At 51.7% G+C, this 18,907-nt stretch carries 21 protein-coding genes and 2 pseudogenes; 11 read left to right on the top strand and 12 right to left on the bottom strand.

The features are described 5' to 3' along the window. Positions 1 to 39 precede the first annotated feature (39 nt). Together FW800_RS07235 and FW800_RS07230 are read right to left on the bottom strand one after the other, a co-directional pair. On the bottom strand, positions 40 to 1,212 hold the full coding sequence (locus FW800_RS07235) for a major royal jelly family protein (RefSeq protein ID WP_248129033.1): 1,173 nt from the start codon (positions 1,210 to 1,212) through the stop codon (positions 40 to 42). A 349-nt stretch (positions 1,213 to 1,561) separates the two neighbouring features. After that, positions 1,562 to 2,500: a LysR family transcriptional regulator gene (locus FW800_RS07230; protein ID WP_248129032.1), complete on the bottom strand. Its 939-nt coding sequence runs from the start codon at positions 2,498 to 2,500 to the stop codon at positions 1,562 to 1,564. A 109-nt stretch (positions 2,501 to 2,609) separates the two neighbouring features. On the opposite strand from FW800_RS07230, the gene FW800_RS07225 reads away from it, so the two are divergent. From FW800_RS07225 to FW800_RS07185, 9 genes and pseudogenes are all read left to right on the top strand, one after another. Next, on the top strand, positions 2,610 to 3,467 hold the full coding sequence (locus FW800_RS07225) for a polysaccharide deacetylase family protein (RefSeq protein WP_200648838.1): 858 nt from the start codon (positions 2,610 to 2,612) through the stop codon (positions 3,465 to 3,467). A gap of 69 nt (positions 3,468 to 3,536) precedes the next feature. Further along, a complete protein-coding gene (locus FW800_RS07220; RefSeq protein WP_200648839.1) occupies positions 3,537 to 4,844 on the top strand; it encodes an MFS transporter in 1,308 nt (435 codons plus the stop codon). A gap of 94 nt (positions 4,845 to 4,938) precedes the next feature. Beyond that, the gene (hpaH, locus tag FW800_RS07215) at positions 4,939 to 5,721 is read left to right on the top strand and encodes a 2-oxo-hept-4-ene-1,7-dioate hydratase (protein WP_200648840.1); all 783 of its coding nucleotides are present in this window, start codon (positions 4,939 to 4,941) and stop codon (positions 5,719 to 5,721) included. 11 nt (positions 5,722 to 5,732) lie between these two features. Continuing rightward, positions 5,733 to 6,530, top strand: coding sequence for an aldolase/citrate lyase family protein (locus FW800_RS07210; RefSeq protein WP_200648841.1), 798 nt, complete (start codon positions 5,733 to 5,735; stop codon positions 6,528 to 6,530). Positions 6,531 to 6,653: 123 nt separating this feature from the next. Next, positions 6,654 to 7,397 (top strand): SDR family oxidoreductase, encoded by a 744-nt coding sequence (locus FW800_RS07205; protein ID WP_446437297.1) that lies wholly within the window; start codon positions 6,654 to 6,656, stop codon positions 7,395 to 7,397. 83 nt (positions 7,398 to 7,480) lie between these two features. Beyond that, entirely contained in the window at positions 7,481 to 8,431 is a 951-nt protein-coding gene (locus FW800_RS07200) for an MBL fold metallo-hydrolase (RefSeq protein WP_446437296.1), read from the top strand. A gap of 89 nt (positions 8,432 to 8,520) precedes the next feature. Next, complete coding sequence (locus tag FW800_RS07195) at positions 8,521 to 9,414, top strand: AraC family transcriptional regulator (RefSeq protein WP_446437295.1); 894 nt, start codon at positions 8,521 to 8,523, stop codon at positions 9,412 to 9,414. A 68-nt stretch (positions 9,415 to 9,482) separates the two neighbouring features. Next, positions 9,483 to 10,115 carry a LysE family translocator gene (locus tag FW800_RS07190; RefSeq protein ID WP_446437294.1) on the top strand — a complete coding sequence of 211 codons (633 nt, stop codon included), beginning with the start codon at positions 9,483 to 9,485 and terminating at the stop codon, positions 10,113 to 10,115. A gap of 538 nt (positions 10,116 to 10,653) precedes the next feature. After that, a pseudogene (locus tag FW800_RS07185) lies at positions 10,654 to 10,997 on the top strand (substrate-binding domain-containing protein); the annotation flags it as partial. A 419-nt stretch (positions 10,998 to 11,416) separates the two neighbouring features. Here FW800_RS07185 and FW800_RS07180 read toward each other — a convergent pair. Then, a complete protein-coding gene (locus FW800_RS07180) occupies positions 11,417 to 11,554 on the bottom strand; it encodes a hypothetical protein (RefSeq protein WP_446437293.1) in 138 nt (45 codons plus the stop codon). 135 nt (positions 11,555 to 11,689) lie between these two features. Here FW800_RS07180 and FW800_RS07175 point away from each other — a divergent pair, with 135 nt between their 5' ends. After that, positions 11,690 to 12,034: a helix-turn-helix domain-containing protein gene (locus FW800_RS07175; RefSeq protein ID WP_177030887.1), complete on the top strand. Its 345-nt coding sequence runs from the start codon at positions 11,690 to 11,692 to the stop codon at positions 12,032 to 12,034. On the opposite strand, the gene FW800_RS07170 is transcribed toward FW800_RS07175, so the two are convergent. From FW800_RS07170 to FW800_RS07135, 8 genes and pseudogenes are all read right to left on the bottom strand, one after another. After that, positions 12,035 to 12,349 carry a hypothetical protein gene (locus FW800_RS07170; protein ID WP_177030888.1) on the bottom strand — a complete coding sequence of 105 codons (315 nt, stop codon included), beginning with the start codon at positions 12,347 to 12,349 and terminating at the stop codon, positions 12,035 to 12,037. Between the two features lie 55 nt (positions 12,350 to 12,404). Beyond that, complete coding sequence (locus FW800_RS07165; protein ID WP_177030889.1) at positions 12,405 to 12,596, bottom strand: hypothetical protein; 192 nt, start codon at positions 12,594 to 12,596, stop codon at positions 12,405 to 12,407. 65 nt (positions 12,597 to 12,661) lie between these two features. Then, positions 12,662 to 13,159 carry a RadC family protein gene (gene radC / locus FW800_RS07160; RefSeq protein WP_177030890.1) on the bottom strand — a complete coding sequence of 166 codons (498 nt, stop codon included), beginning with the start codon at positions 13,157 to 13,159 and terminating at the stop codon, positions 12,662 to 12,664. Positions 13,160 to 13,176: 17 nt separating this feature from the next. Beyond that, positions 13,177 to 14,145: a DUF932 domain-containing protein gene (locus tag FW800_RS07155; protein ID WP_446437292.1), complete on the bottom strand. Its 969-nt coding sequence runs from the start codon at positions 14,143 to 14,145 to the stop codon at positions 13,177 to 13,179. A gap of 92 nt (positions 14,146 to 14,237) precedes the next feature. After that, a complete protein-coding gene (locus tag FW800_RS07150; protein ID WP_446437291.1) occupies positions 14,238 to 14,567 on the bottom strand; it encodes a hypothetical protein in 330 nt (109 codons plus the stop codon). 502 nt (positions 14,568 to 15,069) lie between these two features. Further along, a pseudogene (locus tag FW800_RS07145) lies at positions 15,070 to 15,369 on the bottom strand (tyrosine-type recombinase/integrase); the annotation flags it as partial. Further along, positions 15,363 to 16,625, bottom strand: coding sequence for a tyrosine-type recombinase/integrase (locus tag FW800_RS07140; RefSeq protein WP_177034170.1), 1,263 nt, complete (start codon positions 16,623 to 16,625; stop codon positions 15,363 to 15,365). The gene FW800_RS07140 and the pseudogene FW800_RS07145, both read right to left, overlap by 7 nt. Positions 16,626 to 16,887: 262 nt before the next feature. Then, a complete protein-coding gene (locus FW800_RS07135; RefSeq protein WP_216091970.1) occupies positions 16,888 to 17,157 on the bottom strand; it encodes a short-chain dehydrogenase in 270 nt (89 codons plus the stop codon). Positions 17,158 to 17,474: 317 nt separating this feature from the next. Here FW800_RS07135 and FW800_RS07130 point away from each other — a divergent pair, with 317 nt between their 5' ends. Continuing rightward, positions 17,475 to 17,933, top strand: coding sequence for a DUF2442 domain-containing protein (locus FW800_RS07130; protein WP_446437290.1), 459 nt, complete (start codon positions 17,475 to 17,477; stop codon positions 17,931 to 17,933). Between the two features lie 262 nt (positions 17,934 to 18,195). On the opposite strand, the gene FW800_RS07125 is transcribed toward FW800_RS07130, so the two are convergent. After that, positions 18,196 to 18,828: a hypothetical protein gene (locus FW800_RS07125; protein ID WP_446437289.1), complete on the bottom strand. Its 633-nt coding sequence runs from the start codon at positions 18,826 to 18,828 to the stop codon at positions 18,196 to 18,198. Between the last annotated feature and the right edge of the window lie 79 nt (positions 18,829 to 18,907).

Raw genomic sequence — 18,907 nt, 5'->3', positions numbered from 1 at the left:
TTTGATTTTCAATGACCAGCAGGGCTGGCCATTGACTGTTCAGCGAGTCTGAGCCGGCTTTGCGTTGATTTTCACTCGTAGCAGACTGTAGGGTTTTTCCCGCAGGTCTCTGCCTCCATGAAACCCCGCTTGGCGATGCACCTGGTTAGCGATGAAGTAGAGATAGCCGTCTGGCCCTACGGACAGAGTATCCGGCCAAAGTATCCGTGGGTCGTGAACTACGGTCTGCCAGGTCCCGTCTGGGAGTCGCTTACGAATACTGTTGTCTTCGTAATCGCCAGCATAGATCGCGCCTTCAGCATCAGCCTCTAACCCATCGGACGCCCCTTTTTCACCAAGGTCCTGAACCGCTGCAGCAAGCTGATCTTCGGAAACGGTCGGATCACGCAACAGCTTTGTAGGCACTGAGTACAAGTGTCGACTGGACAGTGGGCAGAAGTATAGGGTTTGGCGATCCGCCGATAGAGCGATACCGTCAGAAGCGACGGCAAATGGTTTACTGCTACCGTCGGCATTGCGGAACATGAGCATCTGACCTTCAACCTTCGGTATGAAGTCCCGATCTGCTGAAGTCGAGGTGGCGCCATTTAGTCGACGTACAGCTTTTCCAGTAGCGATATCCATGACAATGATTGCGCCCGGCCCGCTGAGAGAAGAGTCGGTGATATAGATCACGCCCTTCTCGCCCGCGCCGAAGTCAAAACGCATGTCGTTGACGTAGGTGCTAGGCAAAATGACATTGTCTGGAAAAACCAGTGTCTCGACTACTTTGTTCGTCTTCAGGTCAACCGCCACCAACTTGGCGCCGCCAGCAATCGGTGTGGAGAAGTTAGGCGAAGCTGTATCCAGGATCCATAACTTCCCTAAACCATCGGCCACGATGCTCTGAACACTGATAAAACCTTTGTCTGGATGCTTGGGATCTGCTTGGTTCACCTCAAGGTTGGGGTAGGGGAATACCTTATTCTCGCGTATTTCCCCGACAGTGAATGGAACGTTGTCGCCCCAGCGGGGGAAGTTGACAAAAACTCGGCCTTTTTCACTGACGCTTACGCCCGTCGGCATGGCGTCGTGGAAGGCAAAAACCTGCTCAATTTCTCCCAGAGACTTATCTTTTGGGAGATTTGCAGGCGTGGCCGCTTGAACAGCTTGAGCGCTGAGCGCCGCTATTAAGGTCAAAAAGGCCCATGAGATTGAGGTTTTGACGTGCATGAAAGATCTCCTTGCCCTCCCATCAGGCGGACCTGAGGTGAAGGCGGATGGTGAGCGTCTTGTAAAGGCCCTGGTCACGGCGGTGGCAAAAGGTATCTACCGCGGATCTTGGCCTCAAACCCGGTAAATGCGTTAGCACTATTGCTGAAAGTAGAGAATGTCTTGCTGCTGATTGACTTGATGCTCTATGGGCGGGCTTTGAGTGGCCACGCAACGACGCCTGATGAGCTCGCCGGATCAGGCAGCAGATGCATAATGGGAGCTGAAAGCGAGAACCGATATGCTTGGAACGCCGGACTTTATTCGCCATCGTCCAAGAGTTTTGAGTGAGTGAATTACTTTTAAGGAGTTACCTTTTCCAAAAAGTGACGCCCCGAAATGGTAGTTGCGATTGCGCTTCCAGAGACTGTGTTAACGTGACTTTGAACGCCTGAGCGGTCGCTGACAGAGGCGTGTTTGGCAATATGAAGCCAATATCTCTTATTATGACCGGGTCGCACATCGGGCGATGATGGAATTTTTCCGACGCGCCAGGATAAGCAAACGCCAGCGCTGGCAAAACTGAAACGCAGTCACTTTGCTCCAATATTTCCAGAATTGAAGGTATTCGGGATACTTCGTAGGTTGAGTGCGAAAATACTCCTCCAGTGGGGAATTGCCTATCTATCAGCCTCCGAATGCCTGATCCTTGGGCCAACGCAACCACGTCAAATGAGGCAATATCAGACCATTCAACTTTCTCTTTTTGAGCAAGTGGATGATCAGCTCTGCATACAAAATGTAAAACGTCCTGTATTACAGGCTCAAACACGACGCCGCCATCCTCTTCAAACATCGCTGAAAATGCGAAATCAACCGCTCCAGATTTCACACGACTAATAATGCCATCTGGATCCTCATCACGAACCCTGACCACTGCCCCTGGAAATGATTTTCGAAATAATGACACTGCTCGTGGCAACAGCCGAGTGGCAACGGAAGAAAGGCATGCGACGTCAACACGCCCGTTGCGGGGGTCACTGTCCTTGGATAATTCAGTAAGCGCCTCGCCAAGCTCATTAAGTATTGCATCTACTCGGATTAAAAATCTCTGGCCAGCAGGCGTAATACTTACAGACCGTTTGGTTCTTACAAATAACGCCGTGCCAATTACGATTTCCATCTGACTAACCGCTTGGCTAAGTGCAGGTTGTGACATGTGCAATGCTTCGGCGGCACGTGAAAAATTTTGAGTGCGCCCAAGGGTCCGAAAAATTTCCAGTTGTCGCAGTGTGGGAGTTATTGGCATGGCTTATTATTCTATTCAATTAATCCATTGGACGAATATAGCGCCGTTCTTTTAGGTTACACAACCCCCCCGGTACTTTTGTCGGGGCGGCAAGGTAACCGGAGAAAATATGTCAGCTACAGCATTTGCGTGGCCGGATGGAAATCGCATTGCAGTCATCGTTACTGTATTACTTGAGAATTGGTCTGAAGGAAAGGCGCCGCCTTACGGTCCAATGACAACCTCACTCAAACCGGGGACTTATGACCGCGCAGGTGTTACCTGGTCCCAATACGGCGGTAGAGAGGGTATTTGGCGATTGGTTCGAATCCTCCATGAACACGGGATCAACGCGACAGTCTGCGCCAACATCAAGTCGATTGAAATGTACCCAGAGGCGATGAAGACAGTTCTGGAGTACGGCCATGAAATTGCAGCTCATTCATATACGCAGGATAAAGTTCACGCTTATATGGAGCCTGCGGAAGAGGAGCAAAACATTCGCGACTGTAAGCGAATATTTGAAGAGCAGTTGGGGCATTCTCCATTAGGGTGGTTATCTCCTGTGGTCGCGGCAACCGATCGAACCGCAGAATTCTTGGCTCAGGAGGGGTTTCTTTGGCATGGGGATTACAATGATACCGATCTTCCTCGTATGGTTGAAACGCCCAAAGGCTCCATTGTCGGGCTGCCCCATACAGATTTCGCTGACAATCGTGTATTACGGCAGAGCCCATCGGATTATCTCAATGCCTACCAAGAAACATTTGATTATTTATATCGGCACGAGCCCGGCTCACTTATAAATCTGACGCTTCATTGTCAATTTGGTGCACGTCCGTTAATTGCGTCGGTCTTCAATAAAATACTTCACCATTTTAAGCAGTTTCCGGATGTCTGGTATCCCCGACATGATGAGTTGGCCTCCTGGTTCAAGAGTCGCGGCTTCATCGAGGTTACCTATGCTGAGCGCTTCTTTTCTGAATAAGGTTATTCGTGTGGTGTAGTGCTGGAGACATGCTAGAAGCCAGCATTCAAGCATTTAGCGGGAGGGAATATGTCATTAATACAAGAAGTGAGCACCCCTGCACAGCAAAATGTTACTGATGAAATAGAAAAGAAACTATTCGCAAAAATCGCGTGGCGGTTTCTTCCTATTCTCATGATTTCTTATGTTTTCAACTATATAGATCGCACCAGTATCTCAGTCGCAGCATTAACCATGAATGAAGATATCGGGTTAACGTCATCTCAATTCGGTTATGGCGCGGGCATTCTATTTTTGGGGTATTGTCTCTTTGAGGTGCCCAGTAACCTAATTCTCTATCGCGTAGGGGCCAGGCTGTGGATCTCCAGGATAATGATATCCTGGGGGCTGGTATCTGCCGCCATGGTATTTGCATCAGGGCCAATGAGTTTTTATATATTGCGCTTTATGCTGGGGGTCGCCGAAGCTGGATTCTTTCCCGGTGTTGCATATTATTTGTCATGTTGGTTTCCATCGAAATACCGTGCTCAAATCATTGGCTGGTTTTTAATCGCTATCCCTGCGTCTTCTTTTATAGGCGCACCCGTCTCCGCTTTGTTGCTCAATCTTGATGGTGTATTGGGTCTCGCGGGGTGGAAGTGGATGTTTTTAATAGAGTCACTCCCTTGCGTTGTACTTGGATTCTTCGTCGCAAAACTACTGGCAGACTCTCCCGGCAAAGCGTCATGGCTCAACCCCCATGAGCGGGAGCTCGTAGTCAGGCTGGTAGCTAACGAGCAGCGTGTAAAACCCGCAACCAATATGCGATCTGTACTTTCCGATATTCGTGTCTGGATACTCAGCGGTATATATCTGGGGTTCTCTATCGGATCATACGGTGTGCAAGTCTGGTTGCCACAGATTATCAAGCAGGAGAATTTTTCGAACGTCGCTGTCGGCTTCCTGACTGCCATTCCCTATCTATGTGCTGTCGTTGTAATGATCGCCTGGGCTGCTTACGTCGACAAGAATGGCCGTCGGATCAAAAATGTAATGCTCACCTGCGTGATCGCGGGCTTAGGGTTCTTTGTTTCTTTCCTCACTCAGTCGTTTGTATTTTCATTAGTGGGGTTGACGATTGCATTGGTAGGCGTGAACGCCGCCCGCGCCGTTTTTTGGGCGATCCCGTCGCGCTATCTCGTAGGTGTTGCGGCGGCAGGCGGGCTCGCGCTAATCAACTCGATTGGCACTCTTGGCGGGTTTTTAGGCCCGTGGATTATGGGATGGTTGAAAGAGGAAACGGGAAACTTCACGGCGGGTCTCGCAGTGATGGCGGCGTGTCTATTTATTGCAGGCCTCTTGGCGCTAATTCTGCAAAAAATTGCGAGCGAAGATTGAGGCACGCCTTATTCGATTCGACGGACAGCCAATAGTAAAAATCAATTAATACTGTCATTTGATAGTGTGTTTTCAATTTGAATGGGAGATTAACATGCTGAGCGAAATAGAACGCCAAAGCGCCGCCGTTCAACTTATGCACGCCGAGATTGAACGAAAGCCAATTGCACAATTGAGCAAGAGCTTCCCGCATATAGAAATCGAGGATGCCTATCAAATACAAGCTCTTTGGGCGGACTTCAGGATAGCTAAAGGTGCCCGCGTAATCGGGCACAAGATCGGTTTGACATCCAGGGCTATGCAGCAGGCATCAAACATGACCGAGCCGGACTACGGCCGCATTCTTGACGATGCTCTTTATAACGATGGTGCATGCATCGACGCTGCTAAATTCTTGAAACCACGTCTTGAAGTTGAGCTGGCATTCATTATGGGCGAGGATCTTGAAGGGCCAGGCACCCGAATTCACGATGTCTTGCGTGCTACCGAATTCGTTACACCTGCGATGGAAATAATTGATTATCGGACCGAGGTGCCGCGGGCGATCACCGACACTATTGCCGACAACGCCGCCTTCGGAGCGATAGTCATTGGCGGGCGCACAATTCGTCCAATGGATGTTGATATCCGGTGGATAGGCGCCACGCTTTCGAAGAATGGCATCATCGAAGAGTCTGGTGTATCCGCCGCAATCATGGGGCACCCGGCGGCTGGCATCGCATGGCTGGTGAATAAACTTCATGCCGTTGGCGGGAAACTGGAGAAGGGCCAGATTGTGCTCTGCGGTTCGTTTACGCGACCAGTCGATATTTCTAAAGGAGATGTGATTCATGCGGATTTCGGTCCACTTGGGGCTATTGGCGTGTCATTTAAATAGAGAGGCGCCACATGCAAATTCCGGTCAATCACTTCAAGTATGCCATTGCGCAAAGACGCAAACAGATTGGATTATGGTGCAGCCTGCCCGGAAGTTACGCGGCGGAGATTGTTGCCGCAACAGGGTTTGACTGGCTTCTTTTAGATACAGAGCATTCACCTTCTGACGTATTGAGTGTTCTTCCTCAATTGCAGACGCTGGCGCCTTACCAGGTAAATCCGATTGTCAGGCCTGCGAGCAATGACCCGGTTTTAATCAAGCGTTTTCTGGATATTGGTGCTCAGACCTTGTTGATTCCTTACGTCCAAGATGAGGTAGAGGCTGAACGTGCTGTCGCGGCCATGCATTATCCGCCTGCAGGTATCCGAGGTGTTTCTGGCCTGACGCGCGCGACCCGGTTTGGTCGGGTTGACAATTATGCAAAGCGTGCGCATGAGGAGCTTTGTCTGTTGGTGCAAGTAGAAACGGCAGAGTCTCTCGAAAGATTGGAAAAAATCGCCTTGATTGAAGGCGTGGATGGCGTATTTATTGGGCCAGCGGATCTTGCTGCCAGCCTTGGTTTCCCCGGAGAGCCAAATTGTGCTGTGGTTGTTAATGCGATTGAAGATGCAATCAAGCGCCTGGAGCGAGTTGGAAAACCATCAGGTATTTTGACACTCGATGTTAACTTTGCCCGAAGATGCCTAATGCTGGGGGCTACATTCGTGGCGGTTGGAGTCGATGTTGGCATTTTGGCACGTAATGCAGAGACGTTAGCGAGAGAGTTTTCGCCGGTATCAGAGGGCAGTGGTGAGCGTAAGCTAAGCTGACTAAGTCGTTTGTGCTGATCGGGTGTATTCCAGGTATTAAAAAGCCGGTTTGCGATACGCCCATTTACTGATGTTAAACAGTAAATAAAGTACTCCCACAGACAAACACATGAGGGAAGTAAGATGAACAGTATCTCAGGCAAAGTCGTTGTGATCACCGGCGCAAGCAGCGGTCTTGGAGAAGCCACCGCAAGGCATCTGGCGGCGAAGGGGGCCAAGGTGGTCGTCGCAGCGCGTAGAAAAGCTCGTCTTGACGATTTAGTTCGGGAAATCGTTGATGCCGGGGGGATTGCATTGGCGCTGCAGGCGGATGTGACGAACCGCCAGGATGTCGAAGCGATCATCGCTATGGCTGTTAGGCAATTTGGTAAGATCGATGTATTGATCAACAACGCGGGGCTGATGTCGATTGCTCCGCTCAATGCCGTGAAGGTTGATGAGTGGGAGCGGATGATCGATATCAATGTTAAAGGGGTGCTTTACGGCATCGCCGCGACGTTGCCACTGTTCGAAAAACAGCAATTCGGTCATTACATCACTATTTCCTCTATCGCCGGCAAGAAAGTGTTTAGTCCCGGAGGGACGGTCTATAGCGGCACAAAATTCGTAGTAAGCGCTATAACCGAAGGTTTACGCCATGAGGTCGGCGGGAAGATCAGAACCACGATCATTTCTCCGGGCCTGATAGATACCGAACTGAGGATGGGCAGCTCGCACGCGGAGAGTTCGAAAGCCGTTAGCGAGCTTTACCAGAGCCAGGCAATTTCTGCCGATGCGATCGCGGGTGCCATAGCGTATGCGATCGAGCAGCCTTTGGACGTTGACGTGAGTGAAATCGTTATCAGGCCGACAGTGCAGGAGTTCTAAGTGATTGGAGGGATATTCTCAGTTCATGTCCCTTATTACATAGAATTTTTAGGTATTTCCTTCTTCAATCTACGAGGTTCTCTATGCGTCGCAATATACTCATTGGCGCGTTTCTCGCCGTTTTTTCTACCGCTTCAACCGCCGCAGCGCCTTTTTCTAAAATAGAAAATCCGGGTTTCTACAGGATAATGCTTGGCGATTTCGAAGTGACGGCGTTGTCTGACGGAATAAGTCCCATGCCCGCAGATAAAATATTGATCAATACTCAGCTGAAGCAGCTTGAAAAGGCGATGGAGGTCAATAACCTATCGTTACCGTTGCCGACATCGGTGAATGCCTATCTTATTAACACCGGAGAAAAGTTAGTTTTAGTCGATGTCGGCACCGGCGCGCTGCATGGTGAAACGCTGGGCAAGATGATGAAAAATTTGAATGCTTCGGGCTATAAGGCGGAGCAGGTGGATGAGATTTATTTAACCCATTTGCACCCCGATCATGTGGGGGGGCTGGTCGCGCAGGATAAAATCGCTTTCCCGAACGCCATTGTCAGAGTGGAAAAAGAAGAAGTCGCTTTTTGGCTTAATGAAGAAACAAAACGGCAGGCGGAAGAGAAAGATAAGCGCTTTTTTGATGCCGCGATCACCTCATTGAAACCTTATGAAATGGCGGGGAAACTGAAGACGTTCGAGGGAGAAAAGGAACTAACGCAGGGTATTTCGGCTATCGAAACGCGCGGGCACACGCCAGGACACAGCGTGTTTGCCGTCGAAAGCAAAGGGAAAAAGATGGTGATATTGGGGGATATGATCCACGTCGCCTCCGTGCAATTCCCTGACCCTAATGTCGCCATCGCCTATGATATTGACGCCTCTGCCGCCGTTGCGCAGCGCAAGAGGCTGTTTGATGACCTTGCACAGCAAAGAGCGCTTGTCGCGGGCGCCCATTTGTCCTTCCCTGGCCTGGGCTACATCAGTAGAAAGGGAGATGGCTATGACTGGCACCCTTTGAACTACGGTGTGATTAATAAACATTAATCTGCATGCTAGTTAATAAGGAACGAATGCGAACATAATGTAATGGGGCCCAGCGGCCCCTTTTTTAAGATGCTGCGGAAGCATTTTCAATGCTGAGCTGCGGGCTTTCACGCTGCGTGTTGTGTGTTATTTTGGCCAACGGTGGCAACGATCGTTCGGGTAAAAATGTAATGGGAAATTCGGCATTCATGCATCGTTTTGACGCGCTGGGCGGTCTTGAGTTGCTGATAGCGGACTTTTCGGACCATCGATTTGACGTGCACTGGCATGATACCTGGTCGATTGGCGTTGTCCTGCGTGGCGCCAATAACAACAGCGCCAAGGGAGACTCCGACGGTATCGTCTGCCGTGGGCAAATTAGCATCATCTCGCCAGGGCAGATGCATGCCGGGACACCTCTGGGTGAGGAGGGCTGCCACTATTTTATGTTTTATCCCAGCAACGAGATGCTGCTCGGCGCAGCGGAAAGCATGGCAATGCATTTACCGGCTATTAAGGGGAAGCACATCGAACATGCGGCTTTCGCCAGAAAGTTGTGTGAAACCGCTTCGGTACTGATTGAAACGCAATCCAGTCATTTTGACCGTGAAGTGGTATGGAGCGACTGTGTGGCGGAGCTGCTCCAGGTGTTTTCTCCGTGGCAGTCATTAACTGAGGCCAGCGACATCACGCCAAGCTTGCGAAGAGCAAAAGAGTATCTGCACGATCATAAAGCCCAGGAAGTGCGTCTGGATATACTGGCACGGGAAGTCGGCATATCGAAGTTCCACCTTTGTCGTCAATTCTCGGCAAAATTCGGTTTATCACCGAGTCGCTATCAGCGGCAACTTAGATTGCAACAGGCTAAGGTATTGCTTTCCAGGGGCGGAGATATCGCGGAAATCGCTATCGCTTGCGGGTTTGCCGATCAGTCGCACATGGGCAGGGTATTTAAGTCAACTTACGGCGTCACGCCATGTAGCTATCGCAACCGACGCATTTGAGCAATATCGTTCTATCTCGCCGACTAAGAGGGGCCGACTATGTGCCTTTTGGACGAGGAGATGAAAACGTGTTCATCGATATTTCTACGCTGGGTTTATTTGCTATTTCGGCTGCTGCGTTAACGTTGATCCCTGGTGCCGACATGCTTTGCGCATTGTCTAATGCCATAACCCAGGGAACGAAAGCGGGGCTGATTACGGTATTGGGCGCTGTCACTGGGGTGATGTGTCACATCGGTCTTGCGATTGCCGGCGTTACGGCACTGATCGCTTCTTCGCCTGTGTTATATGAGTTTTTTGTCATCGGCGGCGCGCTCTATATCATGTGGGTAGGCCTTGGCATTTTTAACAACAAAAACACGATTAGCCTTCAAAGCAACAGTGAGCGGAAAAGCCTTAGTGAACTTTATTCGCAAGGATTACTGACCAACGTGCTGAACCCTAAGGCCATCATCTTTACATTGGTATTTATCCCGCAGTTTATTCAGGTTGAAGCAGGTGTGCCGGGTATGCAGATGCTGATATTGGGCATTGAGCTAATCTTTATTATGTTCTTGATTGAAATTCCTCTGATGTTTCTGGCTGGCGGAATTGCAACGAAAATAAAAAAGCGTCCGGCCATCGGAATCTATATTAATAAATTTTTTGGCGCCGTTATTCTGCTATTGGCCATTGCCATCCTGGCTGCGCGTTTATTCTAGGGTCTTAAGTAAATACAGGGTAAGGCAGTTTTTGATAGATATGGTTTTATTTTGTTCCACTGTCCAGTATGGCGTGAAGTTGAACTTGACCACTACACTCGGAGAATCGAAGCCATGGTTCGGCCGAAACCTTTAGATGAGTTCCTCTAGGATTCAGCAATAATAATGAACTCCGCCTATGGAGGTGGGAGTGTCGCCAGATCGAGTATCTGTCTTTCAGCCGCCAGTGGTGACTGTGTACCCTCTGCCTGGAGAGGCACGATAGAATTCCTCGCATCAAAAACAAAGGAGGGTAGCGGGTGTACAGCCCTTATGATCGCAACGAAGCCAGGGCAGGGAATGACAGCATGGTCGCTTTCTCGGCTCCCTCTCCAGATGCGGTAGACGTTGCCTATACCGCCGGGCCTCATGCGGGCGGGTCGGATGAAGGAACGCCCAGCTTACGTACGCAGTATGGTGAAGGTTACTACGACGCATACTTGCGTGATCCAGATGGCAACAAGGTACACGTCGTTCATCGTGGAGATTTGTAAGTTCGGCGTCTTGTGAAGCGGGCAAGCAGGCCATGGACGCGCTGATGGGGCAGGCGATTACGCCCGACGCAATTTCTTCGCCAATGACAACCTCGCCGCCGGCGGTTTGCTGGCCGGTCAACGCGCCGGGCTGAGCATTCCCCAGGACTGCGCCGTATTGGGATTTGGCGACTACCCGTTTGCCCACATGTTGCTGCCCAGCCTCAGCACCCTCCAGCCACCCGCGTTTGAGATTGGTGTACTCGCTGCCACACGCGTCCTGCAAAGTCTGGGCGTATTAGCCACCGATGAGGAAGTTGAGCGCTTGAATCTTTTGCACTGTCAGTTAATTGAAAGAGAGAGCACCTGAATGACCCGCCGTTATGGCTAATTGCAATTAGTGGCTATTGGCTGCTAACGCTCTAAATCAGTGCATTTGGCAATGTTTTGTATTTAATTACCCCCCCTCATCCGGAACTAGGGCTATAACTTCCAGTCGATACACCCGGCTAACGCCTGCCCGGGCTATGGCGAAATAATGGCATTGTTCGGTAGTTCTAAATAGCCATACTTTTCGCAACGTTAGATATTCCTCAATGATGTCGTCAGCTCCCATCGATGCTTGCAAGATGCAGATCCCGCACACCGACCAAGTGTTCGCTTTGGTTGGCCTGGCTCTTGGTGTTCTAGCATGCGTGTTGGTAGGAGCTCTTCTGTTCAAGATCCAGTGGTGGATTGGTGTCGAAGGACAGTGGCCTCTATTGACGCTGGGCACATGTGCTGTGTCGGTTAGCGCGGGATACCGTCGTCGACGGCATATTCGGTGCTGCCCATCGCCCAGCCCGTGGTCCAGGTATTGGTTCCGGCAGAGGCGCTGTTCGCGGCCAGGCAGCTAAACGCCACCATCAGTAGGGTTTTCGTATTCATGGATGTTCCTTATCGAGTGGTGTTGATATGTGACTTTAAGGCGAATAACAACCTTTTGGGGTGATTTTCAACTTTTCATGTTCTTCATGTCAATGAGGTGATGCCCAACCATCTAGGTTGAGATGGGAGAGCAACGTGGCTGAAATTGATCAGAAGCAATTGGCGGGCACCGTAGGGCGCGCCATATCGAAACAGCGGGTGCGTAGCGGACTAACCCAGGAGGCTGTTGCGGAGCGCTTGGGCGTGGGGAACGAGGCGGTTTCTCGTATCGAGCGAGGGATCGTGATGCCGAATATCACTCGGCTTTTGGAGTTCGCCGACATCTTTGGCTGCGAGGCGGCTGAGCTACTGAGTGAGGTGAGCCCACTCGTTGATGACCAGGCCAGTCGGATCAACCATTTATTGGTGTCCTTGGATCAGTCCGATAGAGAGCTGGTGGTCGAATTGGTCGAGCGTTTAGTCAGCCGATTAAAAACATGATCACGGGTCGATTGCATCGAAGCGGGTGCCACAACGCAGACACAAACAGGTAAATGCACCGAACTGGTAGGTGTGCATATCCTGAATAAACGCGTCACTGGCGCGAAGGGCTGAAGTGGCGCTCGCCACCGCACCCGTTACCAGTTTCAGCATCTCGACCATCGGTTCATCGGCGTTCTGGCCGCTGGCTGGTGGCTGAGACGATTGCCAATCACGGGCGAGGCCATTCAGCACCGCTAGGAGCTGTACAACTGCCTTGGCGTTGTCCTGAGACAGGATGGCTGAAGACTCACAAATCAAACAGTGTGGATTCATGTGGGGGCTCTGTTTCGGGAAAGTGAAGGCAGTGCTGAGCACTGGGCCGTGGGCGTCAAGTGGACGTCTGGGTATTTCTGCTACGAGGCTTTTTCAGGGCGATGATCAATAGAACGCAACCCAGCACAACAGCGAACAGCAGGGGCGGGAAGCGCAGCATCAGACAGGCAGTTGCCACCAACACGCTGCTACCGGCGAGCAAGCAAATGAAGAGGAACAAAGTGAGAAAAAACTGAATCACGCGCACGGACGTCTTTCCTTTCGTGGGGATTTAACCTGTGGGGGAGGGGTGGTATTCGCTGGATGGGGTATTTAGAGAAAACCGCGTTCGGCGAACGACACACAGCCCTCCAAGCCGACCACAACATGGTCGAGTGTCCGGGTCCCAACCAAGGAGAGTGCCTCTTTCAGCGCTTTTGTCAGCTGGCGATCCGCTTGGCTGGGCTCTGGATCCCCAGAGGGATGGTTATGCACCAGAACTACCGCCGCCGCGTTGTGCGCCAACACCAGCTTCACCACTTCCCGTGGATGCACGCTGGCTTCATCCAGGGTGCCGCGAAATAACTCCTGAAAGCTGAGCACGCGGTGTTTGCTGTCGAGCAGTAGCAGTGCAAACACTTCGTGCTCATAGTGTTGCAGGAGCACTTGCAGGTGGCTGATGACTTGATCTGGAGAGGTCAGCAGCCGACCTTTGGCCAGGCGTTGACGCGCCAACTGTTGCGCCATGCGCAGAATGTCGTCTGCGCTGACAGGTGAATCGATGAGGTACTGGCCAGCGATATCACCGGCCTTGAGCTTGTGCAGTTTCATGCGTGTAGTCCTTGGGTTTACGCCACGAGTTGCAGAGCGGCATGCAGCGCTTTTTGTTTGATCACCGCCCCTTGTCCAAACCAGGCTGAATCCATTCGGTACTCCGAGCTTCGAGCGCGGCGTTCATGATCGACGTATTCCGTCACCGCGTTCAGCAAGCCCCAGGCGGTGCCGCGTGCGGATGACAGCTCTGCGCCTCGGCCTTTCCCTTCGTATAGTGTTTGGACTTTCTCCATCGCCCGCTTATTGGGTAATGCATCAGGAATGGGGGCATGGACGCTGGTGTCGCACAGCACGTTCATGAAAAAGCCGATGGCTTCCTTGGTTTGCACTTTGCGTTCGGCGAGGGTGCGCATTCGGTACATGAATTCGTCCCATCGCGAGACGGCGATGCCCAGTTGCTTTTTGACCGTGCGCGGATCAAAGCGGGTACTGTGTGGAACCTTGATGGCGTGAGTGGCGCCGTTCAGGGAAATGCTTAAGGTGTTGTTGCAAACCACGCGCACCGTGGTAGGTGTCGCTGTAGTGGCCAGTGTGCCGTCGCAGGAAGTGGCCAGCAGCAGGTAGCCTTTGACCTGATCGTTACCCTTCAGCGCCGTGGCCTGACCGGTTCTGGCGAGCGCCCAGAACTTGCGTCCCCCTTTCAGCACTCCAGCGGTTTCCAGCTCGTATCCGGAGAGCTCGGTCAGGTCCCGGTAGAACTCTAGGACCTCACGAGGTTGCACGACCTGATAACGATGTGAGACCACTGACAACGGGGCTTTGGTATCGGAGCGATACAACACTTTTTGTTCCGGGAAAGTGTGAATGCTGCCCAGGGGGCGAGCCGCCTCGGCCTTGAAATGAACCGGGCTGTCCTGGATCTGCCAATCCATCCCCGCCTCACGCTGCCAGACTTCCAGCGGTTGTTTTTCGGTGAGGCGACTGCCCAGGCCATGCCAAGGAGTAGCGCCAACGTAAGCCATTTGTTCGATGAGATGAGCCATGGGAGAGATTCCTTTGGATGCAGGTCGGCATAAGCGCTGCGCACTACGCAGTACCGACCGGATTGATGTGGGGAAGTTGGAAGGTGCGCCGATTAAGTGGGCAGGTTGAAGCGATGCCCGCAGGCCAGACACAGGTTGTTCGCCAGCACATGGCGATCTAGTTTTTCGCCGAGTTGAGCGCCAAGCGCGCAGCCATCGGCACCGCCAGCCAGTCCACCGAGGATGGCGCCGGAGACGGCTCCGAGAGTGACGCCGAACGGGCCGGCGACTGCGCCGACGGTGGCACCCGCCTGGCCGCCAGCCAGTGCTGCACTGACGCCGCGTGCTGCTCCGCCTACCGTACCGATGGCCGCTGCAATTTTCATGGCTTGGTGGAAGGAAGCGATTTTGGGTGAGTTACAGCGAGGGCACTGCAATGACATGGTTTGAAGCTCCATGGTGGGGGTGTCATAGCAGTGATGTAGGGTTGAGTTTTTTTCGAATCGAATATGCGTTTTTGATGAATGATTTGATCGGTACGGTTGTAGACGGCTCAGCGCAGTCTATAGCCGAATCAATGCGCATCGGGGGCGTGGTCTTTAGCCGACTTGACATGCCAGGCGTATCCAAGAAGCAGAGAAGTGAGCCAGCTTGCACTTGCGGAGGAGGCAAGCTGGGCGAAACCAGAACCGAGTTGGTCGTCCGCTTTTGGCCGATTGTGTTGAAAAAGTCGGCTTTCCCGAAATACTCGAATATTTAGGGATGAAAACACCTCAGTTGCACGCTGCTATGCGAAGTCCGAGTCCTGAGCCTTCTGCCAAAAAATCAGATTTCAATCTCAGGCGCGTACTTTTCTGGCGCGGAATTCGAAGCCGACTTTTTCAACAGAATCGGCCGATTGCAGTCTGTCATTAAGGCCTACTGCTGGCTGATAGCTGCCTATGGTTAGCGTATCGAAACGACTTTTGAATCTCGTTTTTCTCTGATAGCTGACACAGAAAGGTTGCCGGTAGCAGCTTCCTGAATGTGGTCGCTCCACCAGGCCATCATCGGGCGTCTGCGCTCGATGTAGTCCGCTCGGTTATAGGCGCTTCGAACCTCGTCTTTATCGACGTGTGCAAGTGCGACCTCTATCAATTCAGTATCCCAGCCCTGCTCGTTGAGGATGGTGCTCGCCGTTGAACGCATGCCATGACTTACCAAGCGCCCTTCGAAGCCCATCCGCTTCAGCGCCATGTTTACTGAATAATGGCAGACCCATTTACGTTGCGTGTCACAAAGTCGGCCCAATCAGCCATCAATACACGGCGTTTTTCCAATAAGTCACTTCGCCAGTAGGCCGCCTCAGCACCGCTGGCGACAACGTGAGCCAAAGCCATCTCGCAAACTTCGCGTGCATGGGGTGTACATTCAGCTGCCCAGTCCCTGAATGTGCTGCGAAATCCGTGAGCGGTAATAACCCTGTCGTCGCTGCCGCGCCAACCCTTGCCACCATCATCTAGGTCCTTTTGGTCCATGCGACGCAAGGTCATTAACATGGCCATATTGCTAATGGGTCGACCTTTACGAGCCCCTGGAAACAGCAATGAACTACCTTTGATTCGAGGAAGAGCTTCGAGCAGTGCGATGAGTGCATCAGAAAGTGGCACGGTATGAATTTTCCCCGCTTTCATTCGTACTGCTGGAATCGTCCATAACTTGGTTTTCAAATCAACCTCACTCCAGTCGGCTTCAAGAACCTCGCTGGTCCGGCATGCAGTGAGAATGGTCATTTTAAGTGCGCAGGCTGATTGTCCTTCAATACTGTCAAGTGCCGGTATGAAACGAGCCAGCTCCGAGTAGGGTAGTGCCGGGTGGTTTTGGGTACGTTTAGCTTTGGAACTCGGTGGCAATAGCTTGTCTAGGTGTCCACGCCAGCGCGCAGGGTTTTCACCGTCTCGCAGTCCACGCGCTTTGGCGGCATCGAGAACTAGTTCGATCCTGTTGCGAACCCGGCTAGCTGTTTCGGCTTTGCTGCTCCAGATGGGTTTTAGAATGTCGAGGATGTGCTCGGTGGTGATCTGGTTGGTGGCGAGTTCGCCGATGACGGGCGCGGCGTAAGTAGCCAGTGTGTTCGTCCACTGCTGAGCATGTTTTATGTTTTTCCAGCCTGCACGATGAGCTTCTATGTAATCGTTTGATACGTCCCGGAACGTGATGGCTTTATTTTTACGTTGCAGCTCAGCGGTCGCCTGTGCCGCTCGTTCATCGTCACGAGCCTTTAAGGGGTCAATGCCATCGCGCAGTAAACGGCGTTTATCGCTGCTGTTTTGTCTAGCTTCCTTAAGGCCAATTGCTGGATAGGTACCTAAGCCCATCTCCCTGCGCTTTCCGGAAAGCTGGAAACGCAGTACCCAGTATTTCTTCCCGTTGGGTTTGATGAGTAGGCGAAGGCCATCTCCGTCCTCGTAGGTGCCTGGGGTCGTCAGATTTTCAATTTGCTTAGCTGTCAGCTTTCCCAAGGGAATGTTCCTCTATCGGTTTGTTCCCCCATCTGTTCCCCCACAAAGGCTCGGAAGGTGACGAATGTTGGTGGATGTCTTGAGACGATGATAGGCTTTTAACCCCTTTAAAATAAAGGGCTGTAGAGTTTTGTCGGTTGTTTTTGGATACTAATTGGGCGGACTCCTTCACCGCCAAATTCGATGTAAACAAAACCCCTGGTTTCGAGAGAAACCAGGGGTTTTGTGATTTCTAGGGTTTGAAAAGTCCAGCTTTATCAGATCACGCGCTTGGCATATCCATTCGCCTTCCTATGACGTCCAGCAAATCGCAGCCGTCGCGCAAAGAGATGGAACAAAGCAACGCAAAATCACTGAGTACAACCGCATCACTACTGATCTCACCGCGTAGTGCGAGGTTCTCAAGGACTTGTGTAACGGCACGAACTCGATAGGTCGCAGCGTCGAGGAGTATTTCCAATGGCACGGTGGTATCGACAAAAAGGGCAGGTGTGGCGCTGTCGTTGCTGGTGAGGGCTATGTATTGGTTCATGTGTAACTCCACAAGACAAATATAAAAACAATGAGCTCTTTTCACGCTAAACCGCCAAAAATGGCAGCCGCATGAAAATAACGTCGTCTACGTTCCGTCTTGTTTTCGAGTCGCCAAACCCGGCCGCCGTATGGGCGACCGGGTGACTATAGACATTGCGATTTTGAAACGGGAGCCCCACATTTCTGCTAGAAGGGCTTGTTGTGCTCGGTACAGGCGCCGAGAAGAAAGCCTTGAAAGCTGCCCTGCTTTGGGCAAAAGCTCATATCGCTGATCTTAAGCGGGTATGGGATGAACAAAACCGGAGGGACTGACATATGACCAGCAAGCTTCGTATTTCTGCTGTGCAACCAGTTGCCGGCAAGCATGCCTTAGAGATCGAATGGAGCAACGGTAAGCGACACACTGTTGACCTCACCGATCATATAAATACCTTTCCTGTCCTCACACCACTCTTGGATTTGGCGCTATTCAGCCAAGTGGAAGTTGGTGAGTGGGGCTTTGATGTGACATGGGGTAATAACCTAGAACTGTCCGCTGTCACGTTGCAACGTCTGGCGTTGGAGCAATCTGGTGAGGTCATGCTGACCCAGGATTTCAGAAAGTGGATGCTCAGTAACAATTTATCCCTTTCCGCAGCTGCTGTTGAACTGGGCTTTTCTCGTAGGACTATCACTGCGTACAGCAGTGGTGCTGCGCTTATTCCCAAGCATGTCGGGCTGGCATGTAGGGGGTGGGAGTATGAGCATAAAGGTTACACGGGCCACCCCGCTTAAACGGGCCTGTTCTCCACCAGGGCGGCCGATAGAACCGCCCTGATACATCCGCACCGCGCTCAATGCCTATGCCGATGATGCACATTCGGAAAATGCGCATGGCTGTGCTTCATTATCTTCTGCACATCACATCACTATGGGGCTGCGCCGGATCCTGCTGGTGCCGAACAGGGCCGCGGTCGCGAGGGCGTAAATGATGCTGAGGTTCATAAGGCACCCTCGAAGGTCGCGTCGATGATTCGAAGGCAGATCTGTCACCGCTTCAAGGCGATTCTTCTGTACTCAGAAACGGCCCAACTGAGCCAAATGGGTAACTGTTCATTCCAATACGCATGGGTGTTATCGGGCTGGCTGCAGCGCCGATCAGCAGGACGTTGTCGATAACAATGGTCTCTCCCGGAGCCCGATTATCTGCGGCGACGATGAGGTAATAAGTACCGCTGTTTTTCACTGTACCGGTCAAGGCTTGGTTGATGACTCCGACTATGCCGGTCGCCTTGCCAAAGCCTTCGCCTTGCATATTACCCTGGGCATCGATGAGGATTAAATACGGGTTCAAAGCGTATTTGCTGAATCCTAAACAGGCGTTGACGCACCAAGAGTTAACGTTGATATGGAAGACTTTGTCTTTAACCAGGGTAGTGCTGAACACTCGATAATTAGAGGGCGTTCCATTGATCAGGATACGAGGTTCTGCGGCGGTAATTTTCCATTGAGGTGGTCGCCAACCCGGGTCGACAGGCATGGGTACTGCCTGCGAAATATGCAGGGCTTCAGCCGGGGTGAGGGCCAAAGGCGTCTGGCTGTTTTTGACTTGATCTACAAACAGTGTTGCTGGGTTGCTTGAGCATGCACTTATTAAAAAACAGCACAGTGATACAAACAAAATTCGCATGATTGCTTCCTTTCATCACCTGTTTTCGAAGTAGTACGCCTGCTTGTCAGTTTCGCTAAAAAAGCCGCTGTCTCATATC

The organism is Pseudomonas sp. 910_23, from assembly GCF_052850795.1.
Note: the sequence above shows the minus strand (reverse complement) of the source record. Positions and strands in the feature narration are given on the sequence as shown.